22 protein-coding genes are annotated in these 24,012 nt (G+C 58.6%); 10 read left to right on the top strand and 12 right to left on the bottom strand.

The window, feature by feature from the left end:
• Positions 1–80 precede the first annotated feature (80 nt).
• Positions 81–704: a bifunctional 4-hydroxy-2-oxoglutarate aldolase/2-dehydro-3-deoxy-phosphogluconate aldolase gene (gene eda, locus V8J88_RS15230; protein WP_338849897.1), complete on the top strand. Its 624-nt coding sequence runs from the start codon at positions 81–83 to the stop codon at positions 702–704.
• Between the two features lie 771 nt (positions 705–1,475).
• Here eda and V8J88_RS15225 read toward each other — a convergent pair.
• The 6 genes from V8J88_RS15225 to V8J88_RS15200 form a co-directional block, all read right to left on the bottom strand.
• Positions 1,476–3,065 (bottom strand): hypothetical protein, encoded by a 1,590-nt coding sequence (locus V8J88_RS15225; protein WP_338845043.1) that lies wholly within the window; start codon positions 3,063–3,065, stop codon positions 1,476–1,478.
• A 124-nt stretch (positions 3,066–3,189) separates the two neighbouring features.
• On the bottom strand, positions 3,190–4,902 hold the full coding sequence (locus V8J88_RS15220; protein ID WP_338845041.1) for an SPFH domain-containing protein: 1,713 nt from the start codon (positions 4,900–4,902) through the stop codon (positions 3,190–3,192).
• Positions 4,899–5,864 (bottom strand): hypothetical protein, encoded by a 966-nt coding sequence (locus V8J88_RS15215; RefSeq protein WP_338845040.1) that lies wholly within the window; start codon positions 5,862–5,864, stop codon positions 4,899–4,901. Before V8J88_RS15215 ends, V8J88_RS15220 begins: the two co-directional genes overlap by 4 nt.
• On the bottom strand, positions 5,861–6,838 hold the full coding sequence (locus tag V8J88_RS15210) for a hypothetical protein (RefSeq protein ID WP_338845039.1): 978 nt from the start codon (positions 6,836–6,838) through the stop codon (positions 5,861–5,863). The genes V8J88_RS15215 and V8J88_RS15210 overlap by 4 nt, the downstream gene beginning before the upstream one ends.
• Positions 6,835–7,392, bottom strand: coding sequence for a hypothetical protein (locus V8J88_RS15205; protein WP_338845038.1), 558 nt, complete (start codon positions 7,390–7,392; stop codon positions 6,835–6,837). Before V8J88_RS15205 ends, V8J88_RS15210 begins: the two co-directional genes overlap by 4 nt.
• Positions 7,389–8,897 (bottom strand): hypothetical protein, encoded by a 1,509-nt coding sequence (locus V8J88_RS15200; protein ID WP_338845036.1) that lies wholly within the window; start codon positions 8,895–8,897, stop codon positions 7,389–7,391. The genes V8J88_RS15205 and V8J88_RS15200 overlap by 4 nt, the downstream gene beginning before the upstream one ends.
• A gap of 193 nt (positions 8,898–9,090) precedes the next feature.
• Here V8J88_RS15200 and V8J88_RS15195 point away from each other — a divergent pair, with 193 nt between their 5' ends.
• From V8J88_RS15195 to V8J88_RS15175, 5 genes are all read left to right on the top strand, one after another.
• A complete protein-coding gene (locus V8J88_RS15195; protein WP_338845035.1) occupies positions 9,091–10,194 on the top strand; it encodes a YjgN family protein in 1,104 nt (367 codons plus the stop codon).
• Between the two features lie 9 nt (positions 10,195–10,203).
• Positions 10,204–11,253 (top strand): M48 family metallopeptidase, encoded by a 1,050-nt coding sequence (locus V8J88_RS15190; protein ID WP_338845034.1) that lies wholly within the window; start codon positions 10,204–10,206, stop codon positions 11,251–11,253.
• A gap of 197 nt (positions 11,254–11,450) precedes the next feature.
• Entirely contained in the window at positions 11,451–12,134 is a 684-nt protein-coding gene (locus tag V8J88_RS15185; RefSeq protein WP_338845033.1) for a hypothetical protein, read from the top strand.
• Positions 12,127–12,813: a hypothetical protein gene (locus V8J88_RS15180; protein ID WP_338845031.1), complete on the top strand. Its 687-nt coding sequence runs from the start codon at positions 12,127–12,129 to the stop codon at positions 12,811–12,813. The genes V8J88_RS15185 and V8J88_RS15180 overlap by 8 nt, the downstream gene beginning before the upstream one ends.
• 23 nt (positions 12,814–12,836) lie before the next feature.
• Positions 12,837–14,366, top strand: a complete 1,530-nt coding sequence (locus V8J88_RS15175; RefSeq protein WP_338845029.1) for a peroxidase — start codon at positions 12,837–12,839, stop codon at positions 14,364–14,366.
• Positions 14,367–14,550: 184 nt separating this feature from the next.
• Here V8J88_RS15175 and lgt read toward each other — a convergent pair whose 3' ends face one another.
• Both lgt and V8J88_RS15165 read right to left on the bottom strand, forming a co-directional pair.
• The gene (gene lgt / locus V8J88_RS15170) at positions 14,551–15,357 is read right to left on the bottom strand and encodes a prolipoprotein diacylglyceryl transferase (RefSeq protein ID WP_338845028.1); all 807 of its coding nucleotides are present in this window, start codon (positions 15,355–15,357) and stop codon (positions 14,551–14,553) included.
• Positions 15,358–15,369: 12 nt separating this feature from the next.
• Positions 15,370–16,323 (bottom strand): LysR family transcriptional regulator, encoded by a 954-nt coding sequence (locus tag V8J88_RS15165; protein ID WP_338845027.1) that lies wholly within the window; start codon positions 16,321–16,323, stop codon positions 15,370–15,372.
• A gap of 155 nt (positions 16,324–16,478) precedes the next feature.
• Here V8J88_RS15165 and ilvD point away from each other — a divergent pair, with 155 nt between their 5' ends.
• Positions 16,479–18,149: a dihydroxy-acid dehydratase gene (ilvD, locus tag V8J88_RS15160; protein WP_338849896.1), complete on the top strand. Its 1,671-nt coding sequence runs from the start codon at positions 16,479–16,481 to the stop codon at positions 18,147–18,149.
• Positions 18,150–18,181: 32 nt separating this feature from the next.
• Here ilvD and V8J88_RS15155 read toward each other — a convergent pair whose 3' ends face one another.
• Positions 18,182–18,415, bottom strand: a complete 234-nt coding sequence (locus tag V8J88_RS15155) for a TIGR04438 family Trp-rich protein (protein ID WP_338845026.1) — start codon at positions 18,413–18,415, stop codon at positions 18,182–18,184.
• 137 nt (positions 18,416–18,552) lie between these two features.
• Here V8J88_RS15155 and V8J88_RS15150 point away from each other — a divergent pair, with 137 nt between their 5' ends.
• Positions 18,553–18,852: a c-type cytochrome gene (locus tag V8J88_RS15150; protein WP_338845025.1), complete on the top strand. Its 300-nt coding sequence runs from the start codon at positions 18,553–18,555 to the stop codon at positions 18,850–18,852.
• 87 nt (positions 18,853–18,939) lie between these two features.
• Here V8J88_RS15150 and V8J88_RS15145 read toward each other — a convergent pair whose 3' ends face one another.
• Positions 18,940–20,088, bottom strand: a complete 1,149-nt coding sequence (locus V8J88_RS15145; RefSeq protein ID WP_338845024.1) for a branched-chain amino acid ABC transporter substrate-binding protein — start codon at positions 20,086–20,088, stop codon at positions 18,940–18,942.
• A gap of 155 nt (positions 20,089–20,243) precedes the next feature.
• Between V8J88_RS15145 and V8J88_RS15140 the strand changes: the two genes are divergently transcribed.
• The gene (locus V8J88_RS15140) at positions 20,244–20,759 is read left to right on the top strand and encodes an Lrp/AsnC family transcriptional regulator (protein ID WP_338845023.1); all 516 of its coding nucleotides are present in this window, start codon (positions 20,244–20,246) and stop codon (positions 20,757–20,759) included.
• Positions 20,760–21,134: 375 nt separating this feature from the next.
• The gene (locus V8J88_RS15135) at positions 21,135–22,526 is read left to right on the top strand and encodes a carboxypeptidase-like regulatory domain-containing protein (RefSeq protein WP_338845022.1); all 1,392 of its coding nucleotides are present in this window, start codon (positions 21,135–21,137) and stop codon (positions 22,524–22,526) included.
• Positions 22,527–22,566: 40 nt separating this feature from the next.
• Here V8J88_RS15135 and nth read toward each other — a convergent pair whose 3' ends face one another.
• Positions 22,567–23,214, bottom strand: a complete 648-nt coding sequence (gene nth / locus V8J88_RS15130) for an endonuclease III (protein ID WP_338845021.1) — start codon at positions 23,212–23,214, stop codon at positions 22,567–22,569.
• Entirely contained in the window at positions 23,211–23,921 is a 711-nt protein-coding gene (rsxB, locus tag V8J88_RS15125; protein WP_338845020.1) for an electron transport complex subunit RsxB, read from the bottom strand. Before rsxB ends, nth begins: the two co-directional genes overlap by 4 nt.
• Positions 23,922–24,012: the final 91 nt, after the last annotated feature.

Raw genomic sequence — 24,012 nt, 5'->3', positions numbered from 1 at the left:
CTTGGCGGCCGGCGATTCAGCGCATGATGCGCAATGGTTTTTACCCGATATAGTCAAAACAGGATAAGCAAATGAGCACAATGAGTTTGTTGGACATGATGCGCGCTTCGCCGGTGATTCCGGTGATTGCGATTGACGATTTGGCGCATGCCGTGCCGCTGGCGCGCGCTTTGTGCGCAGGCGGCATCCGCGTCTTGGAAGTGACTTTGCGCACCGCGCACGGTTTGCCGGCGATTCGCGCGATTGCACAAGAAGTGCCGCAGGCGATTGTCGGCGTTGGCACGCTGACCCGGCCAGAGGAGTTTGTCGCGGCGCGCGACGCCGGCGCAGTGTTTGGCGTGTCGCCCGGTTTGACCGAAAACCTGGCCGCCGCCGCCAAATCTTCCGGCTTGCCGCTTTTGCCTGGCGTGATGACGCCGTCTGAAGCGATGGCTGCGCGTGAGCACGGTTTTGTGCAACAGAAATTATTCCCGGCCATGCAAGCCGGCGGCATCGGCATGTTGAATGCGCTGGCCGGGCCGCTCGGCGATATCACTTTCTGTCCTACCGGCGGCATCAGTCTGGACAGTGCGCCGGGCTTTTTGGCCTGCCGCAATGTGGCCTGTGTCGGCGGTTCCTGGTTGACGCCGAAAGAGGCGATGCAAGCCGGCGATTGGGCCCATATTGAAGCCCTGGCGCGCGCCGCAGCGGCCTTGCGCAAGTGATGCAGTAAGAACGGCGACGCAGCAAAAAGCGCCGCTGCAAAAGAGAAAGGCGGGCAGATGCAAAGCACCTGTCCGCCTGGCAGCGCGCGGGCTGCGTATGGCCGGATACTGCCACGGCCTCACCGCTATTTATCAACCGCTGCGGCAAGCGGCGCGCAATTCCTGGACCAACAACATACGCCCCATACTGGCATATTTCCTGGCATGGCTGGACGCCCCAAGATACGGCAGCCAAAGGAAGAAACCACCGTAACGGGCGCCAGACACGACGCCTGCGCATCCCGAACCACACTGCAGATGCCCGGCGCGGCGCTGACAAAACGCCAGAATTGCGCAAAACTTTTCACCTTCGCACAGCATATCTTCATGCTGCAATTGCGCGCAGACCAAAAAAAGACTGCGGCCAGACGGATCAAACGCTTACAACCATTGCTGCTTTAAGGATGCAATTGATCCGAGAGCGGCTCCACTTCGGCGCGGAACTCATCCATAATCTCTACAGCCACCAACGCGCCCAAGCCTCCAAGCATCATCAAAATCAGTGCGGTCATCATGATCGTACAGCCGCTTTTGGGCGGCGCCTCTGTAAATGGACTACACTTTCACTATAGATGGCGCGCGCCAAAGGGCAAGCCTTATTCCAGTCTGAAAAAGATGAGGATGTAACAAAGTTAAAAGGAATTGGACGCGATTTCGCTGCAGTTGTGAAATAATTTCTTTGTGGAAATGAGGGAAAAAGCCGGCGCGCAGCCGGCTTTTGTGTGTCTGGCCTTATTTTGCGCTGGCCGGACGTGACAGATTGCTGTTGAATTGCAGCAGGCTGTTATTGAATGGCGTCAAGCTGTTATAGATATGGCTGACGCCGACGGTGGCCGGCTGGCCGTTCGCGCCGTTGCCGTTGAAATGGCAGGAGAAGCAGTTAAACATCTTGTTTTGCAGATTGACATAGGTTTCCATGGTCGAATTCGCCAGCGTGTTGGAACCGGCATAATTGACTGTCCCTTGTGAGCCGAATGGCGAATACGGATTCACCCCGCCCGGCGTCCAGGTGGCGCCGATGAAGAGATAGTTTTGCCGCACATCGCCTTTGCCCAGCATGCCGCGCACACTGTTATTAATCGCAATCACTTCGGTATTGGCTTGCGCCGCATTTAAGCCTTGCAGCAAAGGAATGGCCTGGTCCGCACCCCAGGGAAAGGTGCGCAGGGTGTCGCTGGCGGCCACATTGCCATTGTTTTGTCCGCTCAACACTTGCTGCCCCTGTGCATTGGTGCTGCTCTTGATCTGCAATTGATTAAACGGGCCTTTGCTGCCATTCGCCGCAAACAGCATGTTTTGCGGCACGCCTTGCGCCACGCTCACCGTTTTATTGGTTTTATCCACGTATTGGTAGGCGGCATTCGGCGTGTTGTTGATGTGCTCGTAAGTCGCCCAGATCATTTCAGGGTGTCCCGCCACGCTGCCCACCACATGCAGGCCGACCAAGGCCAGCAGGGTTTGCTTGCTGCCGTTTTGCACCCATTGTTTCGGATTGCTGGTGTCGAAGGTCGGCACTTCTGCCACCGTGGTGACATATTTGCTGCTGTCCAGGCCGCTGGCTTCGACCCAGGAGGCTTTTAACTCCAGCGCCAGCGCATTCGGGTCTGGCACAGGGCGGTTATTCTTTTTGGCCCAATCCAGCGCGCTTTGCAATTGCGCTTGCGTGGTGGGGAATTGCAGTGTGCCGCCATTGCCCTGCGTGCCGTTGGCTGAAGCGTAATAGGCGTACACATCGTTGACATGCAAGGTGTAGTACACCAGCTTGTTATTCTGTCCCATCAGGCTGGCGCTGCGATCCGCCTGCGCGGTGCCGGCGTCTGCGCTGCTGCTGCTGATGACTTGCGCTTTGAGCGGTTTGTTGACGCGCAATTTGATGCGGTTGGCGTTCAAGCCGTTTGCCGCGCTGCAGGAATTGCTGCGTGTGACAGGGTTGAACAGGCATAGCGAGTCGCCGGCGCCGTCCAGCACATCATAAAACACTGAAGAATCGAGAATCGTGCGGCCGCCCAATTGCGCCGGAGCGGGCGAGCTGATCCATAAAAACATTTGCTGCGACCATTGATAGAAGTTGCAGTTGATTGTTTTATTGCTCTTTGGCGGGTTGATCGTGTCGTGATTGAAATTCAAGCTGTTGGCGGCGTTCACAAAGCCATTCGGCGTTACTTTGCCGCTGGCGAACCAGGTTTTGAAGTCTTTCGCGCTGACGCTGCAGGTGTTTGCGGCGTTGGCTGGAACCATGGTTTGGGCTTGCGCCGGGGACACAAGGGTAAGGCTGGCAAGGCTGCCGGCAAGCAAGGTCAGACGGAATGCGGTGGCGGGCATGGCGGACTCCTGTGATGGGTGAAGGAAGACTGCCGGCGCAGAATGCGCGCTTGCACAGGATTTGGCCATTACAGCTGATTACTGTATTGCCTGCCGGCATGTTTTTCTGATGCCGGGGACAGATTTACGCCTTGCCGCCGTTGCGCGCCTGCAAAACCTGGGCCAACAGGGCGGCGTTTTTTTCCGGGGCCAGCGCCAACAGCGCCAGTTCATCCAATTCCGCCATGGCCTGAATGCGCGCCAATTCAGCGGCTTGCTGTTGCTGTATGCGCATCTGGGTTTGTTGCGCCGCGCTGGCTTGCAGGCGCGCTTCGCGCAATACCTGAGCGTCCAGGCGCGCCTGTTCGCGTTCTGCGCGCTGTTGCTCAAATTGCGCCTGCAATTCCAGCGCGCCGCGCAATTTGCTGTGTTGCAGGGCGATATCCTCGGCTTGCGCGCGCCGCTCCAGTTGCGCGCAGGCGGCCGCGTGTTGCGCCTCTGACAGCGCTTGCTGCTGTTGCGCCTGATGCGCGCGCGCTTGCAGTTGCAAAGCCTGATCTTGCTGGCGCAAGGCCAATTCCGCCAGTGTGCTGTGTTGTTCAAGGCGCGCCTGTCCCTCCCGCAATTCGGTGTGGTGGCGTGCGACTTGTTTTTCGGCTTGCATGGCGAGTGCATGACGCTGATGCTGTAAGGCGTTTTCCGCGCGCATCTGCTGCAGCCGATTGGAAAATTGCATGCGCATCAAGGCCAGCCGGGCGCGGCTTTCGTGTTGTTGTTGCAGGCATTCGGCTTGCATGCGGATTTGCGCCATGGTTTGCAGATGTTGCCAGCGCCGCACGGCATCCAGCCTTTGCACCGCCTGCTGTGCATATTCATGCTGCAATTCGCGCAGCGCATCATGGGCGCCGACACGCATGGCGGCTTCTTCATTATCCGCTTCCAGCACCCGGCCCAGCAGCGCAATTTTGCGTGCGCGCAGGGCTTGGCGCCGCTCATCTTCCTGCAGATTTAATTCCTGTCCGGCCAGACGGGCCTGGCCCTGGATTTTTTGTTGCGCCAAAGCTTGCTCTTGTTGGCTTTGCAGCTGTCTTTGCATGCTTTGTTGTTGCAGCTGCAGAGTTTGCCATTCTTTTTCTGAATACAAATTGGCCAATTCCTGGCGCCAGTCAAGTTCCTGACGCATATCGTTGCGCAGGATTTGCCAGCGTTGTTGCGCTTGCGCTTGCTCTGACTGTCTCTCGCGCTGCGCCGGGTGGGACAAGTCAGCGATATGCAGCGCGAATAAGCCAAGCCCGTATTGCGCCAGCCAGGGTTGCAGCGCAGAGTGCAGTTTTTCTTCCAATTGCTCGCGCAGCAGCTGGTGTGCGCCCAGCTCGGGCAGGGAATAGGCGGCCAGCCATTCTGCCGCCGCCTGGCGCAAAACCGGTTGACACAGGGCGTGCAATTCCTGCGCATGGATGGCGCCGTGCGCATGTTCCAGCAAAAAGTGGCGGGCGAATGCATGAATCTGTTCCAGCCGGATTTGCATGCCCAGGCGCAGATCCAGCGCCAGCCATTCCGCGCTGGGCAGGCCGCTGAAGGCAAATTCGAGTGTGAATGGCGCTTGCCGCACCAGCAGGATTTCGCCTCTTGCGCTTTGCCAGAGTTGATTGATGCGGGTGAAAAAACTCTCGATTTCATGTTCGCCCGGGCCAAACTCACGGCTTTCGCCATCCAGTGTGAGCAGGGCGCGCGCGCCAGCCGGGACGTATAGCGCTTTACGCATGGCGCCGGGTAAATCCGCCAGCTGGCCGGTGCAGGCGAATTCATCCGCTGCCGGTTGCCAGCGTTGTAAAGATGGGCGATCGGTGCTGTTCATGCTGTCCTCACTGCGTCAGAGGGTTGCCAAAATCCAATTTTCCCGACCAGCTTGAGCTGGCAATTTTGTTGCTGCATGGCGGCGGCGAAATCCGCCGGCAGTTGCGCTTGCCAGGCTTGTGGCAGCAAGATGCGGTCGCCGCTTTGCGCTTGCGCGCGCAGCAGGGCGCATTTGGCGGCGCAGCCATCCACACTGTCTATTTGCGGCCAGGCATGGCTGGCGCCGCTGGCGATCAAGCGGCCTTGCAGATGCGGTAATTCGCAGCCCCGGCTGATGCGGTCGGCCAGCACCGCCGCCAATTGCCAGGAATTGCCGCTGAACTTTTGCAAGGCTCCGCTGGCGGCGCCAAAGCGCAACAGACTGCGCCAGCGCGTGACGGGCGCGCACTCGCTGGCGCGCGCCGCTTGCAATGTGTCACACACTGCATGCGCCAAGTCCGGCGCGACCCCGCAGACTTGCAGCGCTGATTCCGCCGGGGGCGCGCAAGCCAGTTGCGCGGCTTCCACCCAGGCCAATTCCGGGGCTGCGCCGATTAGGGGAAAATAAACGCGCGCAATGCGCAGCGCGGGACCTGGCAGCGGCGGGGCGGCGTGAAACAGCGGCAATGCGCCATGCCACTGCGCATCAGGCTGTGCGCCGGCTGCGCCTTGCGCCGGCAAGCCGCTGGCCGGATTGCGCAGCGCGAGCAGGGCCAGCCAGCACGCCAGGGGCCAATCTTCGCCCGCCGGTTCGTGCGACAACTCGCATAACAATTGCTGGCCTGCCGGCGCGGCCTCAAAGCCGGCGCAAAAACTTTGCCATTGCAGATGGCCTTGCACGGCTTGCGCCAGCGGCGGCGTTGCCGGGCGTCCCTGCTGCATGACTTTGATGGCGGCGCGCCCATGTGCGGGGCGCAGTTGCAGCCGGATTTCCAGCACCGTTTGCGCGCTTTGGCAACGCCAGCTGACAACGGCGGGCCTCATCGCCAATCTCCGCCAGCCCGGCGCGCCTCAGTTGGCCGCAATGCGGCTTCGCTTTGCGTGAGCATGGTTTGCCAGGCTTGCAGGGCGCTGTGTTGGCTGGCGCTGTCGTCATGCCGGGCATGCGCCAGCGTTTCCCAGCAAGCATCCAGCGCTTGCCAGGCTTGCGCATGGGCGCTGCTGGGGGCGGCCCCGGCCTCTTGGCGCGGCGGCAGGGCGGCCAGCGCTTCGAGCAGGCTGGCTTGGCGCAACAGTTGTTGGCGTTGCGCATGCGCCGCGCCAAACAAGGTTTGCGCGCGCCAACTGTGGGCCAGCGCCGGCAATTCCAAAAACAGGCGTTGCGCCAGCGCCGTTGCAGTCGGCGGCAGCGCGGCTGGCGCTTCTGGCGGGGCCGCCGGGGCTGCATTTGCGGCGGCTTGCGCATGGTCTGCCGCTTGCAATAAGGCGAGCGCCTGCGCCTCGCCCGGTTGCAGGGCGCAGGGCAGGCAGTTTTCCACCAGCCAGCCAAAGCGTAAATACAGTAATTTTTCGAGTTCGCTGCGTGCGCTTTGCCATTCATGCGCATCGGGGCAGCTGGAGAGGCGGATGCGACCGCGCGCGCAGGCGTTTTGCACGCTTTGCGCAATCTGGCTTTGCAAATGCGACAGGCTCAAGTGCGGCCCGTATTGCCGGGCGAATTCCTGCAAATACAATTCCAGCCTTTGTTGCGGCAGGCGCGGGTCTGGCGTGCTGGCGCAAATTTGCAGACTGACGCCGCATTCCGGCCATGCCGCCAGGAGTGGAAATTGCAGGGTGTGCGGGCCGGGCGCCAGCAACCAATCGCCAGGCTGCAATTGGCCGCCGGCGGCAATCCGCGCCTGGCCCGGACGCAGGCCGCAATAGCCGGGATGGAGAATAAGATGCGTATCGAGGCGGCGCGCGATGTGATCCGCCGCCAGGGTGGGCGGGGTTGCGCTGCGCCAGGGCCATTTCATCATGCCTCCTGCGGCATGATGCGAAAACGCGCGCCATGCGTTTGCAACCAGTCAAACGGCGCATCCAGAAACGGCCAGGCGACTTCCAATTCGCCATCCGCGTCAATTTGGCCGCAAGCCAGTAATTCGCGCCCGGCTTCGACCCGGATTTCACTTTGCAAGGCTTGTTGCGCAAACGGTGCGGCGGGATCGAGCTTGAGCAGCAAGGTCCAGATGCCATCCTGCTCAAAAAAACTCAAGCGCCAGAACTGATCATCGCTCAGCAGTTCCAGACTGTCGCCGCCGGCGGCGGCGCGCAACTGACCCTGGCTGCCTTCCCAGCGCGTATTTTTCGGGCGCGCTTCCTGGCGCCTGCCGCGCGCTAACACGGCGAAACGCGCCAGCGTCAGCGGTGAGGCTTGCAGCTCGCTGCGTTCTTCTGCGCTGAGCGGGCGGCTGCCGTCGAGCGCGGCCAGCATCAGCTCATCGCTCAAGCACAGGCGGTCATCGTCGCGCTCGCGCGACAATAACAGACTGGCTTGCATGCGCTTGGCCAAGCCTTGCGAACGCTCACTCATGCGGCCTCCATGCGCGCCGGCGCAGCCTGCGGCAAGCCATACGCTTGCTGCAACAGGTTCAGCGCCTGCGCCCGTTTTTTCCTGAAGGTCGGCAGGGAAACCCTGGCCAGACCCGCCAATTGCTTGCAAGTCGGCAAGGCGCCAGTGCGCGGATCAAGCCAGGCTTGCGGGTAGCAAATATCATACGGCCCCAGCAAGTGCAAATACAGGGCCAGACGCAAGGCGATGCTTTCTTGCGCCAGCAATTGAAAACACCAGCTTTCGCAATCTTCCGCGCGCGCCGCTTCTTCCAGATAGTCGGGGGGCAGGGAAAGCGCCTCGCACAAGGCGCGCGCACTGGCTGGACTGGGTAAGGGAATCGGGGTTTCGCTGTGCAATACGCCGGGCAGCAGGCGGCGCGCCAGGTCTTGCGTATGGCTGACAAATTCTGCGCTGTCTTGTTGCAGGAATACATCATCGGGCGCGCCGTCCGTGCTTGCCGGCTCCCATTCCGCGCTTGCGCCGGTTTTCTCATCATCCATTTCCAATTCATGCCAGGCTTGTTGCAATCCATCCTGGCAGGCTTGCGCCCATTGCGCCAGATCGCCCGGCTCTGGCGTTGCGGCGGTTTCCTGCAGGGCCGATTCTTGCAGCACGCGCTGCAAATCATCCAGCCAATCGCCCTCGGCGTCGAGCTGGCATAAGTCCTGCAGAACGCTATTGTTTTCGGTCAGACTGGCGCTTTGCGAAATGTGCTGATAATCGGCCAGTTCGGCCAGCATGGCGGCGATTTTGTCCGGCTGGTTTTTCAGACTGGCGAAACGCTTGGAGCGGGTGTGCAGCGGCCCCGCGCCTTTGCCGAAATCGGCCAGACTGGCGCTCCAGCGGATAATCCAATCGGCTTTGATCTGGGCATGCAATTGCTGGCTTTGACGCAGGCGTGCGACTTCAATCGGCTGGACTTGGCAGTCGCGCTGCAAAATCGCTTCGATCTGTTGGCGGGTTTGCGGCCAGGCGCAGAAAATCCGCGCGATTTCATGGCAGGCGGTGTCCAGCATGCGGTAGGTGTAAATCTTGTTCGGGCTGCAGGGCTGGCCGCAGGCGATTTGAAATTGGTCGGCGTCCACCCGGTCGCGCAGATTGCACCATAAATCATTTAAGCGTTTGATCAGGCGCGCTTCTTGCGCCGGAACCGCCGGGTCCTGGCGCAAGCCTTGCACAAAGCTGGCCCAAAACGACGGCAGGCAACGCAATTCCAGCGCCAGTGAGAGCGCCAGCTCCGCCACGCTTTCGCCATAGCTGTTGCCGGCGGCCTGGGCGGCGCTGCGCATCTGTTGCTGGTTGAGCGAGAGCATCAGCGCTTCACAAAACCAGGCCAGTTGCGCCTCGCTTTGCGCTTCATCGAGCAGATCGGGCCAGGCCTGCGCCGCATGCGCGGCCTGCAGCACGGCGGCGCTGCTGCGAGCGAGCAGCTTGCGCACGCGCTCCCACCCGTGTTCCTGATAGCGGCTGCCCGGCAAACGCATATTTTCCTCCTGCATGTGGCGCTGAAAATGCCTGTCCATTTCTGCATGCTATGCTGCCAGAATGCGGCTGGGGCCAATCCTGCGGGCAAGCGCATTTTCGCCACGTTGTTTGGGCTTTTGCAGCGCTGGCGCGCGCGTTTGCCTGATGTATCGTTTATCATGCTGCAGTCCCGCAGCCCGACCCTGAATACCGATGTCAACTCCTGAAAATCCGCAAGCCATGCGCAGTCTGCAGCTGGAATTCACCGGCAGCGGGCAGGAGTATTTCCGCATCTGGATTGTGAATCTGTGCCTGACCCTGCTCAGTTTTGGCGTGTACGGGGCCTGGGCCAAGGTGCGGCGTATGCAATATTTCTACCGCAATACCCGTTTGCAGCAGGCGGTGTTTGATTTTCATGGCAAGGCCAGCCGGATTTTGCTCGGGCGCGTGCTGGCCCTGTGTTTGTTGGCGCTGTATCAATACGCTTTCGGCTTTTCCGCTGCGATGGCGGCGGCGGTGGTCATGGTCTTGCTCTTGCTGTTGCCGATGATGGCGCGCGGCGCTTTGCGCTTCCGCTTAGCCAACAGCAGTTATCGCGGCCTGCGCTTTGCTTTTGACGGCAAACCCTTGCACGCCTGGCTGGCGTATGGCCCGCTGCTGTGTCTCTTGCTGTTGCCGCCTTTATTGATTTATCTGGATGCCGGGGTGTGGCTGGCGGCGGTCGGTTTGCTGTATCTGGCCTGGCCGCTGATGCATTGGCGCATGCAGCATTATCAATATGCGAATTTGCGCTGGGGGCCGCTGCACAGTGCGTGCACGGCGCGCCCGCGCGATTTTGTATCGAATTACGCCAAGGCGCTGTTGCTGGCGATTGTGACGATTTTGCTGGCGGCGATGCTGGTGGCCGGCCTGTTTGGCGATCTGGCGCAAGAGTTTGCGCAAAGTCTGGTGGCGCTGTTGACCGCGCTGGTGATTTTTTCGCTCGCCTATTTATTCACTTTTCCCTGGTTGCAAGGGCGCTTGCTGAATTTGATCTTGCACAAGACTTGTTTTGGCCCCTTGCATTTCAGATCCAGCCTGCCCTTGGGCGGATATATGTGGCTGGCCAGCAAAAATGCTTTGCTCACTATTCTCACCCTCGGTTTGTATCGTCCGTTTGCGGTGGTCGCGCTGTGGCGCTTCCGCCTGCAGCATTTGCATTTGCACGCGCCGGAAAGTCTGTGGCTGCAATTAGAACAAGCCAGCGCTGAAAATCAGGAGCAGGATGCGAGCGGCGAAGGGGTGGCGGATTTGTTCGGTTTTGATTTGTCCTGGTGAGGCCGGATCATGACCCAAGCCTGGTACTTTGACGGCAAGCATGCACAGGCGCAGAGCGTGATTCTGAGCCTTGGCGCCGAAGAATTGCAGGTGCGCGGCACACAATTGAATCTGCGCGTGCCGCGTCAGGCTTTGCGCATTGCCGAACCGTTTGCGCACGGCAGTCTGATTCTCTATTTGCCGCAAGGCGCGCATTGTGAAGTGCATGATGGGCAAGCCTGGCGCAGTCTGTTGCTGCATCTGGGTTATCAGGCCAGCCTGGTGCAGCGTATGCAAAGCAGCTGGCGCGGCGCCGCGCTGGCCTTATTGCTGGTGATTTCCGCCTTATTGCTGGCGCGCGCCTTCGGCCTGCCATTTCTGGCCGATCAGATCACCGCCCGCGTGCCGGCCGCCAGCGAACAGCGGCTGGGGGCGGAAGTGTTTAAGCAGCTGGAAAAAGATGTCAGCCTGGCGTCCGGCAAAAGCGCGCAAGAGATCATGGCGGCTGAAATGCTGCTGACGCGCCAGCTGGCGCGCATTGCGCCGCAAACGCGTCTGCCGCTGCAGGTTAAATTGTGGCATGCGCCCAGTCTTGGCATGAATGCGGTGTCGCTGCCGAATGGCGTGATCATCATGACCGAAAAAATGTGGGATGTGATTCAAGCGCAACCGCTGCCGCCGCAGCACAAAGAGGATTTGCTGGCGGCGGTCTTGGCGCATGAAGTCGCGCATATTCAGGCCCGCCATTCTTTGCACAATGCGGTTTCAACCTCGCTTACCGGGGCCATGTCCTGGGCCGTGTTTGGCGATTTTTCCGGCGTCGCAGCAGGGGCGGTGACAATGGTGGTGCAAAGCGAATATTCACGCGACACCGAAAGCGAAGCGGATCAGCTGGCGTTACAGGCGCTGCGCCGCGCCGCTATTCCGGCTGAGCGTCTGGCTGAAATCCTGGAGCTGTTGCAACTCATGCAGCGTTCCAAATCCTCGCGCATGCCGCACTGGATGCGGGTTTCCACTGATTACCTCTCAACCCATCCGCCGTACCCGGAGCGGATTGCGCAGATACGCGCTGCCAAATAAGCGCGTCTGTCCACACCGAATTTCCGCATGGAAATTTTTCTGTCCCTTTAAGCGCCCAGGCATTGCAAAAATCGCCGCAAGTCATACATAAAACGGATTGGCCTGCCGGCTTTATGGTAAGGTGCGAACTGTTTTTTGCATGAATAGTTTGATTTTCCATGCGGGCCCCGCCCCGTCTTGCTAAACAGGAGTAAAGCATGTCCAACATCGCAGGCAAAGCCTATGCCATGAATGTGGTGACGCCGATCCGCTGGTATTTTGTTTGGCTCAACAAACTCATTTTCTGGCTGGCTATCAAAATCCCCGGTGTTCTGACCGGTCTGATCACGCTCTCTTTGATTCATTATGCGCGCTGGGTGATTGTCAGCCGCAATGACTTCCCGCACCTGTCCCCTGAGCAGCCGCGCGAAGAGCTGAAATACTCCTATATGTTCTTTTTCTCGAACTTTAACGGCAGCTGGGATCAGTATGTGGACTCGTTCACTTTCTCGATTCCGGGCGGTCTGGATCTGTTTTGGAAGTGGAATATCCGCTATCCGAATTCGGTGCCGCTGATGCCTTTCCATAATTACATCCGCTACAACCAGGTGGACACCAATCACTATTACAATGCGACGCCGCTGGCGGCATCCAACGATGTCAAAGCCGCCGCCGCCATCATGGACAGCTTGCAGAGTTTTGACAAAGCCGTCGCCAATCTGAGCCCGGAAGAATTCCAGAAGCAATACTTCGCCGTTTTGCGCAAGCATCAAAATGATCTGGGCGATATGCAGCCCACGCCTATCGTCTCGCTGGCCGCGCACGAAGTCGAGATGCGGCGCAAACGTGAGTTGGCGCAACATGCGCATGAGCATGATCACGAAGGAGAACTCCATGGCTGATAAGAGCGGCAATGCGTTTGCGCTGACCTGTTTTTGTCCGATCAAAAGCGGGCATGAAGGCGAAATCGCCTTTGCGGATCTGATCCGCTACAAATTGATCGACTGGGGGCTGGATGAAGACAGCCCGATGGCGAAAGTGCCGAATACCTATCTGTGCCGCTATTACGTGTTGGACGATGTGTATTCGCAATCTTTACCGGGGACGGATTTTTATGATCGCTGGTACGCTTTCTGGTCGATTTTTTCAGATGATGTGCGGCGCAAAGCCTTGCCGTATGAAGATCATCTGAAATCCAAATATCTGGTGTTTTCCGCCAATTTGCATGGCGATCTTGATCATTGGTTGCGCGGTATGTGGCGGCATGCGCAAGGCCCCTTGCGCGATATCTGGCAATACTGCTATGGCTTTGAAATGGTGAACGATGAAGGCAGCTTCGTCCAATATATGCGCAAATGCCACCGCAGTGCGGATTTGTTCTTTGACGGCTCAAATGATTTGCCGCTGCAGCAGCAATTGCGCAGCCTGTATCTGAAACAGGAATTCGGCAAATTCGTGCTGGAGTCGCAAGGCCTGCCGCCGGCCCAATTGCAGCAAGCCTGGCAAGCGTTCGCCAAGCGCGTTGATTTGCACAATCCAGACGGCCCGGCCTGGCGCCCGGGACAAACCACGCTGGATTAAGCCAGCACGTTGAGGAGAATCAAGTGACTGCCGTACTCGATCTGTTTGATATTCAAGGTGAAGTGACGCGCGCATACGCCCGTTTCGGTTTTTTCTATTCGCGCTATTTGCTGCTGCAAATCAAAGATGGCGCACGCGGACGTGATTTCATTTGCGCCATGGCGGCCCAGGTGACCACTGCCGCGACCTGGGATGGCGGGCCGCAATCGGCGCCGCGCCCGGATTCGACATTGAACATTTCTTTCACCTACGCCGGTTTGAAAGCGCTGGGCATCCCGCGCGCCTCGCTGGCCGGCTTCCCGGCGGATTTTGTGATGGGCATGCGGGCGCGCCGTGAAATTTTGGGTGATGACGGCCCCAGCCATCCTGACCATTGGGACCCGGTGTGGAAACAGCCGGTCCATGTGCTGGTGTCAATCAACGCCTTGAGCACCGAAGCGCGCGAACAGCGTTATCAGGCGGTGTTGGGCATGCTTGCAAACAGCGAGGACGGGGTTGTGCTGCTGGAGGGCCATCGCGGCCCGGGCGGCGCTTTGCTGCCGTATCAGGACGGGCATGTGGTGTTTGAAAACGGCCAGCCGACTTCCAAGGAGCACTTCGGCTATACCGACGGGATTGGCGAGCCGATTTTTGAAGGTTTGCCGGATATGGCCGAGCGGGTTTGGGGACGCGGCAAACAAGTCTATGACAGCGACGGCAATGTGAATTGGCTGCCTTTGGAAACCGGCGAATTTTTGCTGGGACACTACGACGAGGCGCATGAATATCCGCCGGCGCCGATGCCCAATCTGTTATCGCGCAATGGCACTTACACGGTGTATCGCAAGTTGCATGAAAACGTCGGCAGCTTTAATAAATACTTAGAAGAGCAGGGCGCGAAATATCCGGGCGGCAAGGAATTGCTGGCGGCGAAATTCGTTGGCCGCTGGCGCGACAATGGTGCGCCGCTGACCGACGCGCCGGATGCTGCGGCCAAGCAAGCCTGGGATCAAAAGTATGCCGCCGCCAGCCCGCAAGAGCAGGATCGCATGTTGGCCGGGGTGGTGTTTGATGATGACCAGTCCGGCGCCAAATGCCCGTTCTCGGCGCATATCCGCCGCATCAACCCGCGCGCCGCGCTTGAATTCGGCACGAAAAATGCGTTTGACACGCCGGGCGCGCTGGCCAACCGCCGCCGCATCCTGCGCCGGGGTTTGCCGTATGGCGAATCGAAGCCGGGTCAATTCAGCGACGATGGCGAACATGGGATTGTGATCATGATGCTGGGCGCCAGCATTGAACGCCAGTTCGAGTTTGTGCAGCAGCAGTGGATCAATTACGGCAATGACTTTAGAGCCGGCAATGACAAGGAAATCCTGCTCGGCAACCATGGCGGCCCGCATGGCGCCTGTCCCAGTCGCGCGGTGTTGCCGGTCGATCCGAACAGCCAGGATGCGCCATTTTTCCTGTGCAATATCCCGCGTCTGGTGACCACCCGGGGCGGCGATTATTTCTTCACGCCGAGTATGACGGCGTTGCGCATGATTGCTGAAGGGACGGTTGATCCGACCTGATGCGGCGCGCATGCTGTTTTGAGAGAACCGCCGCTTTGCGGCGGTTTTTTTCAAACGATGCGAATCACTATTGAGGGCTTGTCATCTGGCTTGCATTTTTGTTTCATCGTCTGCAAATGCCAATGACTGTGCCACAAATCATGCCGATATTGCGCCGCAAGGTGCTAAAGTGCGACGCAGCCGATCAGTTTTTTTTATCCGCAAAAAATCCGCGATATGACAGCCACAGCAGTACCCCACCCGCCACAATCATCGGCAGCGACAACATCTGGCCCGAGGAGATGGTGGCGAATCCGAGCGGCACTTCATAGTCCGGCACACGGAAAAATTCTGTGAAAAAGCGCGCGCAGCCATACAGCATCACATACAGCGCGCCGACCGCCAGCCGGGGCCGCGCCTTGGCCGCGAACAGCCAGACGATGATGAACAGCAGCACGCCATCCACCAGCGCCTGATACAGCGGTGAGGGATGCACCGGATAGGCGATGCCGGGCCATTGCATGGCCCAGGCCAGCGTTGGATCGGCGGCGCGGCCCGGTAATTCGGCATTGATGAAATTGCCCAGACGGCCACAGGCATAGCCGAGCGGCACCAGCGGCGCAATGAAGTCATACACATCGCCCAAATGCTTGCCGCGCCGTTTGGCCCACAGCCACATGGCGGCGAGCACGCCTAAAAAACCGCCGTGATACGACATGCCGCCGCGCCACACCTGCGGGATTTCCAGCGGATGCTGTAAGTAATACAGCGGCTGATAAAACAGCACTTCACCCAGGCGCCCGCCTAACACCACCCCGAGCACGCCATAAAACAGCAAATCGTCCAGGTCTTCTTTCTTCCAGCCTTGCAGCGCCACATGCGGCAAGCGCAGACGATAGCGGCCCATGAATAAAAACAGCATAAAGGCGGCCAGATACATCAGCCCATACCAATGCACTTTCAATGGGCCAAGTGCGATGGCGACGGGATCGGGTTGCGGATGAAGCAGCATGCAAAGTCCTCTTTAATCGGTGACAGCTGTGATGGTAGCAGCGAATTGGCGCGCCACGTCGATTGCGCTTTCTGTGGCGATCCGGGCTAAACGGGCCAACAATGGATTTTGTTGATCTTGCCGCCAGGCCAGGCCGCTTTCGACTTGCGCCGCTAAGCCTGGCAATGGCAAATAAGCGACGCCGGTGCGTTGCAATTGCGCCAATGAGGCCGGGGCCAGGGCCATGCCCAGACCTGCCGAGACCAGGCTGACGATGGTTTGCATTTGAATTGCCTGCTGCCCGCTCACCGGAGTGGCGCGTGCTTGCGCAAAACAGGACAGGATCAAATCATGCAGCAATGGCGCCACCTGGCGCGGGAAGATAATCAGCGGCAGTGTTTGCGCCGCCGCTTGCAAAATCGCTTGCGCATCCCCTTGCGGCAATTGGCCCGCCAGCGCAGCAGGGTAGGCCAGCAGCAGATTTTCACGCAACAGTGGCCGGTAGTGCAGAACTGCGGCGGCGGCCGGCGGCAGTGGGCCGAGCAATAGCGCGGCATCGGTTTCCTGGCGCAACAGCGCTTCCAGTTGCAAATCAGTGGTGGCTTCGCGCAGACTGACCTCGACTTCGCCACAGGATTGATGCAAGCGCGCCAGCAGTGGCGGCAGCAGGCTGTAATCAGCAATGCTGACAAAGGACAACCGCAGCCGGCCCAGATTACCGGCGGCGGCGCGCGCGGCAATCTGCGGCAATTGCGCCGCCTGCGCCAGCAACTCGCGCGCATGCGGCAATAAAGCGGCGCCGGCGGCGCTCAAGCGCACCTGACGTTTGTTGCGGATAAACAGCGCCTGCCCCAGATCCTGTTCCAGCGCCAGAATCGCTTGTGAGAGTGGCGGCTGGGTCATTGCCAGCCGTGCGGCGGCGCGCGCGAAATGCAATTCTTCCGCGACTGCGACAAAATACTTCAGACTCTTCAGGTCGAGACTCATTGATATGTGAAATGTATTACAGAGTTGAGAAAAATATATTTTACAACTGAATGAGGCGCCGCTATGCTGGGCGCAGCATCAGCTTGCCTCTGCCGGCCTCAGGGCAGTATGCGTGTCATTTTTTTGGAGAATTCACGATGTCAGAAGAAAAACCAATCCGTTTCAATCGCCGTTCGCGCAATATCACCGAAGGCGTGGCGCGCAGTCCAAACCGCTCTATGTATTACGCGATGGGCTATCAGCAGGAAGATTTCGATAAACCCATGATTGGCGTCGCCAACGGCCATGCCACCATCACGCCGTGCAATTCCGGCTTGCAAAAACTGGCTGACGCCGCGATTCTGAGCTTGAAAGAGGCCGGCTCTAACCCGCAGGTGTTCGGCACGCCCACTATTTCCGATGGCATGTCGATGGGCACCGAGGGCATGAAATATTCCCTGATTTCGCGCGAAGTGATCGCCGATTGCATTGAAACCGCAGTCAATGGCCAATGGATGGATGGCTGCCTGGTGATTGGCGGTTGCGATAAAAACATGCCGGGCGGCATGATTGCCCTGGCGCGCAGCAATGTGCCGGGCATCTATGTGTATGGCGGCACGATCCGCCCCGGCAATTGGAAGGGCAAAGATCTGACCATTGTCTCCGCCTTTGAAGCGGTTGGCGAATTTTCCGCCGGGCGTATGTCGCAAGAAGATTTCGACGGAATTGAGAAAAACGCCTGTCCCAGTTCAGGCTCCTGTGGCGGCATGTACACCGCCAACACCATGTCTTCCAGCTTCGAGGCGCTGGGCATGTCGCTGCTGTATTCCTCCACCATGGCCAACCCGGATCAGGAAAAAACCGATTCCGCCGCTGAATCGGCGCGCGTGCTGGTGCAGGCGGTCAAGGCGGATCTGAAGCCGCGCGACATCATCACCCGCAAATCAATTGAAAATGCAGTCGCCCTGATCATGGCCACCGGCGGCTCCACCAATGCGGTTTTACACTATCTGGCGATTGCCCATGCTGCTGAAGTGGAATGGAGTATTGACGATTTTGAGCGGGTGCGCCAAAAAGTGCCGGTATTGTGCAACCTCAAGCCATCGGGACAGTATGTGGCCACTGATCTGCACCGCGCCGGCGGCATTCCGCAGGTATTGAAGATTTTGTTGGATGGCGGCTTATTGCATGGCGATTGCCTGACCATTACCGGGCGCACCCTGGCCGAAGAATTGGCGCAAGTGCCGCCGCTGCGCAGCGATCAGGACGTCATCATGCCCTTGGATAAACCGCTGTACCCGGCTGGCCACCTGGCGATTTTGAAAGGCAATCTGTCGCCGGAAGGCTGTGTGGCGAAAATCACCGGGCTTAAAAATCCGGTGATTACCGGCCCGGCGCGCGTATTTGACGATGAGCCTTCGGCGATGGATGCGATTTTGCAAGATAAAATCCGCGCCGGCGACGTGCTGGTATTGCGCTATCTGGGGCCGAAAGGGGCGCCGGGCATGCCGGAAATGTTGTCGCCGACCGCAGCCTTGATCGGCAAAGGATTGGGCGAATCCGTTGGCTTGATCACCGATGGCCGCTTTTCCGGCGGCACCTGGGGCATGGTGGTGGGACATGTCGCGCCCGAAGCCTTTGCCGGCGGCGTGATTGCGCTGGTGAAAGAAGGCGATTCGATTACCATCGACGCGCACCGGCTCTTGATTCAATTGAATGTGGATGATGCGGAAATTGCACGCCGCCGCGCCGCCTGGCAGCCGCCAGAGCCGCGCTACACGCGCGGCGTGCTGGCCAAGTTTGCCGCGCTGGCCTCATCCGCCAGCAAGGGCGCTGTGACTTGCTGAGGCCAGGCTGAAGACAGGTCTTGGGCCTGTCTTCAGCGCTTCTTGTTGTTGCGCTCGAATTCTTTCTTGATGCGTTCAGCGCGGATTTTTTCAAAATCGTCATGCGCTTTTTTCTTATCCAGACCGAGCGTTTTTTCGATAAATTCGAACCAGACAAAGGTCAGCGCAAACGCGCCTATGACCCACCACCAGCTCATTTCGGCAAAACGCCAGACTTCAAAGTATTTCAAGCCCGCAAGGGCCAAAGTGATAATGATCAAAAACATGATGTCCTCCTGTGCGCAGCATAGGGGCAAAGCGGAATTTGGTCAAACTGCGCCACACATGCGGGCGGGAACTGCGCACAGCAAGTCTGACGCAAACCGGCTACAATCTTCTTTGCTTGAAACTTTTGGAGAGAAAGATGAAAAAGTTGTTGTTCTGTCTGCTGCTGAGCGCCAGCGCCGCAGCTTCTGCCAATCCTGATTTGGCCAAGGCCAAAAATTGCATGGCTTGTCATGCCGTGGCAAACAAAGTGGTCGGCCCGGCCTTTAAAGATATCGCCGCCAAATATGCCGGCCAGAAAGATGCGGAAGCCAAGCTGGCGCAAAAAATCATCAAAGGCGGTTCCGGCGTTTGGGGCGCAGTGCCGATGCCGGCGAATACACAGGTAAGCGAAGCTGAAGCGCGCACCCTGACCAAGTGGATTCTGGCGCAGAAATAAAGCGTACAGCCAAAGAAAAAGGCAGCCGGCTTGCATGCCGCTGCCTTTTTTTATGCCCCCGTTGCAGGGGGCATGGCCTGAACTGAATTACTTGGTCACGGTCAGCACAGTGCGCTTGCCGCCCTTGTAGGTGTACAGGGTCAGGGTGCCGTCTTTGATGTCGCCTTTAGCGTCAAAAGCGATATTGCCGGTCACGCCTTTGTACTGGATCTTGGCCAGCACCGGCAGGTATTTCGCCGGGTCAGCGGAATTGGCTTTTTTCATCGCCTCAACCATCACCATCACGGAGTCATACACATACGGTGCGTAGATTTGCACGTCGGTGTTGAACTTTTTCTTGTAAGCAGCGCGGAAATCATCCATGGCTTTCTTGCCGGAATCTTCCACACCGCCGGCTTCCGCGCACACCACTTGACCGTCGGCCATCGCGTCTGCCGCCAGTTCAGCCAGTTTGTCGGTGCAGATGCCGTCGCCGCCCATGAATTTGGCGTTGATGCCCAGCTGTTTCATTTGACGCAGCATCGGGCCTGCCACAGCGTCCATACCGCCGAAGAACACCAGATCCGGGCTCTTGGCTTTGATCGCGGTCAGAATCGCGTTGAAGTCGGTTGCTTTGTCGTTGGTGTATTGGGTCGCCACGATTTCAGCAGAAGCGCCTTTGGATTTCACGCCTTTGATGAACTCTTCCGCCACGCCTTGACCATATGCGGTGCGGTCGTCAATCACAGCGATTTTCTTCGCTTTATTGATTTGCACAGCGTAACGGCCCAGGGTGCCGCCCAGCTGGCCGTCATTGGCGACCACGCGGAAAGCGCCTTTGAAGCCTTGTTGGGTGTATTTCGGGTTGGTTGCGGACGGGGAGATTTGCACGATGCCGGCATCGTTGTAAATCTTCGAGGCCGGGATGGTGGTGCCGGAATTCAAGTGACCGATCACGCCGTTGACTTTGGCGTCAACCAGTTTTTGCGCCACGGTAGTGCCTTGCTTCGGATCTGCTGCATCATCTTCCGGCACCAATTCGAATTTCACTTTTTTGCCGCCGATGGTGACACCCTTGGCATTCAGTTCATCGATCGCCATTTTGGCGCCGTTTTCGTTATCCTTGCCCAGGTGAGCAATCGCGCCGGAGATCGGGCCTACGTGGCCGATTTTGACGACTTCCTGAGCGCTGGCGCTGCCGGCGAAAGCCAGGGCGAGCACGCCTGCCACCGGAATCAAAGCTGTCTTGAACTGCATACACATCCTCCTTGGTTTTAAAAAGCCGTAGGCGCGAAGCATTGGTTGATGCGACACTACGTATTCAAATTTTTGAACATCGCAAAAGGTACAACAGAAAAAAAGCAAAGCAAAGTGTTTTCACTCGGATTTTTGCCTTTTCTTAAAAATTTCCTATGAATAAAAAGCTTTTACTGGACAAAATTGACCGCAAACTCTTGAATCTGTTGCAGAAGGACAACTTGACACCGACCCGCGAATTGGCGGAAAAGTGTCATATCTCGCAACCGACCTGCCTGCGCCGCATCCGCATGCTGCGCGAGGCTGGCGTGATCGCTGCCGATTGCGCCCTGGTTGACCCGTTTGCGCTGGGTTATGGCTTGCTTGTGTTCCTTGAAGTGTCCCTGGCGAATCAGGCGGATGAATACATGCAAGCCTTTGAAGCGCAGATGAAAAAGGAAACGGAAGTGATGCAGTGTTATTTTGTTTCCGGCGAGTATGACTATTTCCTGGTGATTCATGTGCTGGATATGGACGCTTACTATCAATTTGTGCGGCGCGCCATTTCAGGCAGCGGCAATGTGCGCAATTTCCATTCCCGGTTTCCGATGAAGCGCGCCAAATTCGCCACCCGCATCCTGTTTGACGAAAGACCGGCTGAATTGGAGGTGCGGCAGCCGAAAGGGAAATGACACAGTTGCTGGAGGCTTTCTTCTAAGCAATGATTGCTGTATGGAAATATGGTAAGATGCCGCTGCCCTCGAGTGAACGCTCGCTTTTTTGACGAAAGAAGATAAAAAACGATGAATGTGACAGTTTTGCCACACACTTGCAACAAAAACAACATCATTGATGGCATGCTGCAAGCATGCAGCGGCGCACCTGTCACAAACATGGTGCGCACGCCACTTCTGATAACAGGCGTCTAGAACACGGTTGCACGCAGTGCGACTGTATTCGGAGGCCAGCGCAACGGACTGGAACTGTTGCGTAAACATTCCCGACGCACACCCTTTATAACAATTCAAGGCTGGTCACAAGCCAAGCCTGCTGCATGGGTTCGCCAGATGATTTTTGATAAATTCAAGACACACCGGATCAATCGCCAAACCCCGCGCCACACAGTCACTCATACCGGCAACAATTGTCTGCCGGCGCTGCTGTCGGTCTGCTGCCTGTCGCTCGGACTGAGTGCGCCGCTGCCGGCATTCAGTGAAGAAGAAGACGAATCGCAAACACAGGAAGAAGTGCGCGCCGCCAGCTTGTATGGTGTGGTGCGCGACGCCAACGGGCGTCCGGCCCCGTTTGCCGAAGTGTTTGCGCGCACCCGCAATATGCACGCCAGCCGCATGGTGCGCAGCGATGCACAGGGACGCTACCATTTTGAAGAACTGCCCGGCGGCGCGCTGGAAATCGTGGCGCGCGATCCGCGCACCCATGCCCTGGTTTTGCAACAAACTGAGATGCCGGAAGGCGGGCGCAGCCTGCATGCGGATCTGCAATTGCCGCCAGCCGAGGCCACGGTCGAGGGCGTGGTCCTGCAAAATGGCAAACCAGCCCCGTATGCGCGGGTGGAGTTGTATTCCAAGCAGGTTTATTCGGATGTCGGCGTGATGCGGCGCAGCGTGAATGCGGATGCGCGTGGGCAATTCAAATTCACCCGTCTGATGGCGGGACAGATGCGGATTGTCGCCGGCAAAGAAGGGATTTTGGCGCAGCGTGAATTGCACAGCGTGCAGGGACAAACCCGCCAAGTGCAATTAACACTTGGCGACAGCCGCGCCTTACCCTTATCGCTGCCGACGGATGCCGGCTGGCAATTGCATTTTGACGCCAGCCTGGCCTTGAATGATGCGGCGCTTGGCCCGGGCAGCCATGAAAGTTGCTACACCCTCTTGTTAAATGGTCAGCCGATGCCGGCCTTGCCGGCTGCGCGCCTGTTGCAGCAGGGACGCGAGTTGCGAGCAGAAAGTTTGCAGCGCGGCGCCTTGGAAGTGGCGCGCCAGGTGTTTGCGCCCAGTTCCGGCAATTGGGTGCGCTATATTGAGAGCGTGAAAAACATCAGCCCGCAAGCGCAGGAAGTAAGCCTCGAAGTGCAAGGCAAGCTGGCGGTGAAACAGGGCGGTTTGCAACTTTTGCGCGATCCTGAGCAAAGCGCGCAGCGTTACGCGATTTCGGCAGGGCGGCGTTTGCAAGGCCATGTGTTTGCCGGTCACGCCGGCCTTACCCCGCAAGTGACAATCAGCAGCGATGGCGCGCTTTCCTATGTCTGGCAACTCAGTCTGCAACCGGGCGAAGTGGCGCGCGTGATGCATTTTGCCTTGCAGGCGGAACAAGGCGAAGCCTTGAATCTGGAAGCGCGCGTGCAGGCTTTGAGCAATGTGCGCGATGATTTGATGTTGCAGGGATTGAGCGAAGCGGAACGCAATGGTTTGACCAATTTCAGCTTGCGTCAGTGACACATGGCTGCATCACAGGACGGCTGTTGCGGCCTCTTAATCAGGCATCCGCCGGGGCCGGCGTCTTGTCCTTGAAATCGCAAATATCCGCCAGCACGCAATTCCAGCACTTGGGTTTGCGCGCCACGCAAGTGTAGCGGCCATGCAAAATCAGCCAATGGTGGGCGTCTTGCTTGAATTCGGCGGGCGTCACTTTTAACAGTTTTTCCTCGACCTGATCAACATTCTTGCCCGGCGCCAGGCCGGTGCGGTTGGAGACGCGGAAAATATGCGTGTCCACCGCAATCGTCGGTTCGCCAAAGGCGGTATTCAACACCACATTGGCTGTTTTGCGGCCCACGCCGGGCAGGGCTTCCAGCGCTTCGCGGCTGCGCGGCACGGCGCCGCCGTGCTGCTCCAGCAGGATGCGGCAAGTCTCAATCACATTCTTGGCCTTGGTGCGGTATAAGCCTATGGTCTGAATATAGGGCGTCAAGCCTTCCACCCCCAGCGCATACATCGCTGCCGCATCGCCGGCCAGCGGATACAGCTTGCGCGTGGCTTTGTTGACCGAGACATCGGTGGCCTGGGCTGAGAGCAAGACCGCAATCAAGAGTTGAAACGGGGTGGCGTATTCCAGCTCAGTGGTCGGGGCCGGCATCGCCGCGCGCAGACGGGAGTACAAGACATGGCGGCTTTGCTTATTCATGCTTCCCCTTCCGGCTTGGCTTGCTTGGCGCGGGCGCGCGCCAGGGCGGCTTCGATGATGGCGCGTTTGCGCGCTTTTTCAGCGGCTTCGGCTTCATTCACCGGCTGTTCCTGCTCCACCGCCGCCAGCTTGGCCACCGCCTTGGCCGCCAGGCGCGCCTCGTTTTCTTTTTTCTCACGCAATAAGCGCGCCTGGCGCGCTTCGTAACGCGTGCGTGCGGCTTGCGCCAGGTCCGGCGACCAGACATCCCAGCCGCTGGCCTGGGCCGGCACATCGCTGCGCGCTTCCATCGTGATGCAATCCACCGGGCAGGGCGCGACGCATAAGTCACAGCCGGTGCACACATCCGGCAATACCGTGTGCATCAGCTTGGCCGCGCCGACAATAGCATCCACCGGGCAAGCCTGGATGCACAGGGTGCAGCCTATGCACTGCTTTTCATCAATCAGCGCCACCGGGCGGCTGCGCGCCACCCCATTCTCCGGGTTCAAGGCAATCACCGGCCGTCCCAGCAACTGCGCCAGCCGCGCAATGCCCTGGCTGCCGCCGGGCGGACATTGGTTGATCGCCGCCTCGCCCTTGGCAATCGCCGCCGCATACGGGCGACAGCCTTCATAACCACATTTGGTGCATTGGGTTTGCGGCAAGAGATCAAGAATGCGTTCTTCCAGCGAAGCGCTGGCGGAAGATGGGCTGGCGACAGACATGGCGGGTGCGGAATCAGACAGACGAAAAACGTATTATCGCCCAGAATCGCTGTGCATGGCGCAGGGCAGGGCGGGGCATGCCGGATTTGCC

It is taken from the genome of Massilia sp. W12 (assembly GCF_037300705.1).
GTDB lineage: Bacteria > Pseudomonadota > Gammaproteobacteria > Burkholderiales > Burkholderiaceae_D > JACPVY01.
The sequence above is the reverse complement of the archived record's forward strand: the minus strand, read 5'-3'. Positions and strand labels throughout refer to the sequence as shown.

What these genes read in the sequence shown, in the direction of transcription:
- V8J88_RS15205 (WP_338845038.1), bottom strand. Translation starts at nt 7,392, where the DNA reads ATGAGTGAGCGTTCGCAAGGCTTGGCCAAGCGCATGCAAGCCAGTCTG.
- eda (WP_338849897.1), top strand. Translation starts at nt 81, where the DNA reads ATGAGTTTGTTGGACATGATGCGCGCTTCGCCGGTGATTCCGGTGATT.
- nth (WP_338845021.1), bottom strand. Translation starts at nt 23,214, where the DNA reads ATGAATAAGCAAAGCCGCCATGTCTTGTACTCCCGTCTGCGCGCGGCG.
- lgt (WP_338845028.1), bottom strand. Translation starts at nt 15,357, where the DNA reads ATGCTGCTTCATCCGCAACCCGATCCCGTCGCCATCGCACTTGGCCCA.
- V8J88_RS15140 (WP_338845023.1), top strand. Translation starts at nt 20,244, where the DNA reads ATGAATAAAAAGCTTTTACTGGACAAAATTGACCGCAAACTCTTGAAT.
- V8J88_RS15195 (WP_338845035.1), top strand. Translation starts at nt 9,091, where the DNA reads ATGTCAACTCCTGAAAATCCGCAAGCCATGCGCAGTCTGCAGCTGGAA.
- V8J88_RS15150 (WP_338845025.1), top strand. Translation starts at nt 18,553, where the DNA reads ATGAAAAAGTTGTTGTTCTGTCTGCTGCTGAGCGCCAGCGCCGCAGCT.
- V8J88_RS15210 (WP_338845039.1), bottom strand. Translation starts at nt 6,838, where the DNA reads ATGATGAAATGGCCCTGGCGCAGCGCAACCCCGCCCACCCTGGCGGCG.
- rsxB (WP_338845020.1), bottom strand. Translation starts at nt 23,921, where the DNA reads ATGTCTGTCGCCAGCCCATCTTCCGCCAGCGCTTCGCTGGAAGAACGC.
- V8J88_RS15215 (WP_338845040.1), bottom strand. Translation starts at nt 5,864, where the DNA reads ATGAGGCCCGCCGTTGTCAGCTGGCGTTGCCAAAGCGCGCAAACGGTG.
- V8J88_RS15180 (WP_338845031.1), top strand. Translation starts at nt 12,127, where the DNA reads ATGGCTGATAAGAGCGGCAATGCGTTTGCGCTGACCTGTTTTTGTCCG.
- V8J88_RS15220 (WP_338845041.1), bottom strand. Translation starts at nt 4,902, where the DNA reads ATGAACAGCACCGATCGCCCATCTTTACAACGCTGGCAACCGGCAGCG.
- V8J88_RS15185 (WP_338845033.1), top strand. Translation starts at nt 11,451, where the DNA reads ATGTCCAACATCGCAGGCAAAGCCTATGCCATGAATGTGGTGACGCCG.
- V8J88_RS15145 (WP_338845024.1), bottom strand. Translation starts at nt 20,088, where the DNA reads ATGCAGTTCAAGACAGCTTTGATTCCGGTGGCAGGCGTGCTCGCCCTG.
- V8J88_RS15155 (WP_338845026.1), bottom strand. Translation starts at nt 18,415, where the DNA reads ATGTTTTTGATCATTATCACTTTGGCCCTTGCGGGCTTGAAATACTTT.
- V8J88_RS15190 (WP_338845034.1), top strand. Translation starts at nt 10,204, where the DNA reads ATGACCCAAGCCTGGTACTTTGACGGCAAGCATGCACAGGCGCAGAGC.
- V8J88_RS15135 (WP_338845022.1), top strand. Translation starts at nt 21,135, where the DNA reads ATGATTTTTGATAAATTCAAGACACACCGGATCAATCGCCAAACCCCG.
- V8J88_RS15225 (WP_338845043.1), bottom strand. Translation starts at nt 3,065, where the DNA reads ATGCCCGCCACCGCATTCCGTCTGACCTTGCTTGCCGGCAGCCTTGCC.
- V8J88_RS15165 (WP_338845027.1), bottom strand. Translation starts at nt 16,323, where the DNA reads ATGAGTCTCGACCTGAAGAGTCTGAAGTATTTTGTCGCAGTCGCGGAA.
- V8J88_RS15200 (WP_338845036.1), bottom strand. Translation starts at nt 8,897, where the DNA reads ATGCGTTTGCCGGGCAGCCGCTATCAGGAACACGGGTGGGAGCGCGTG.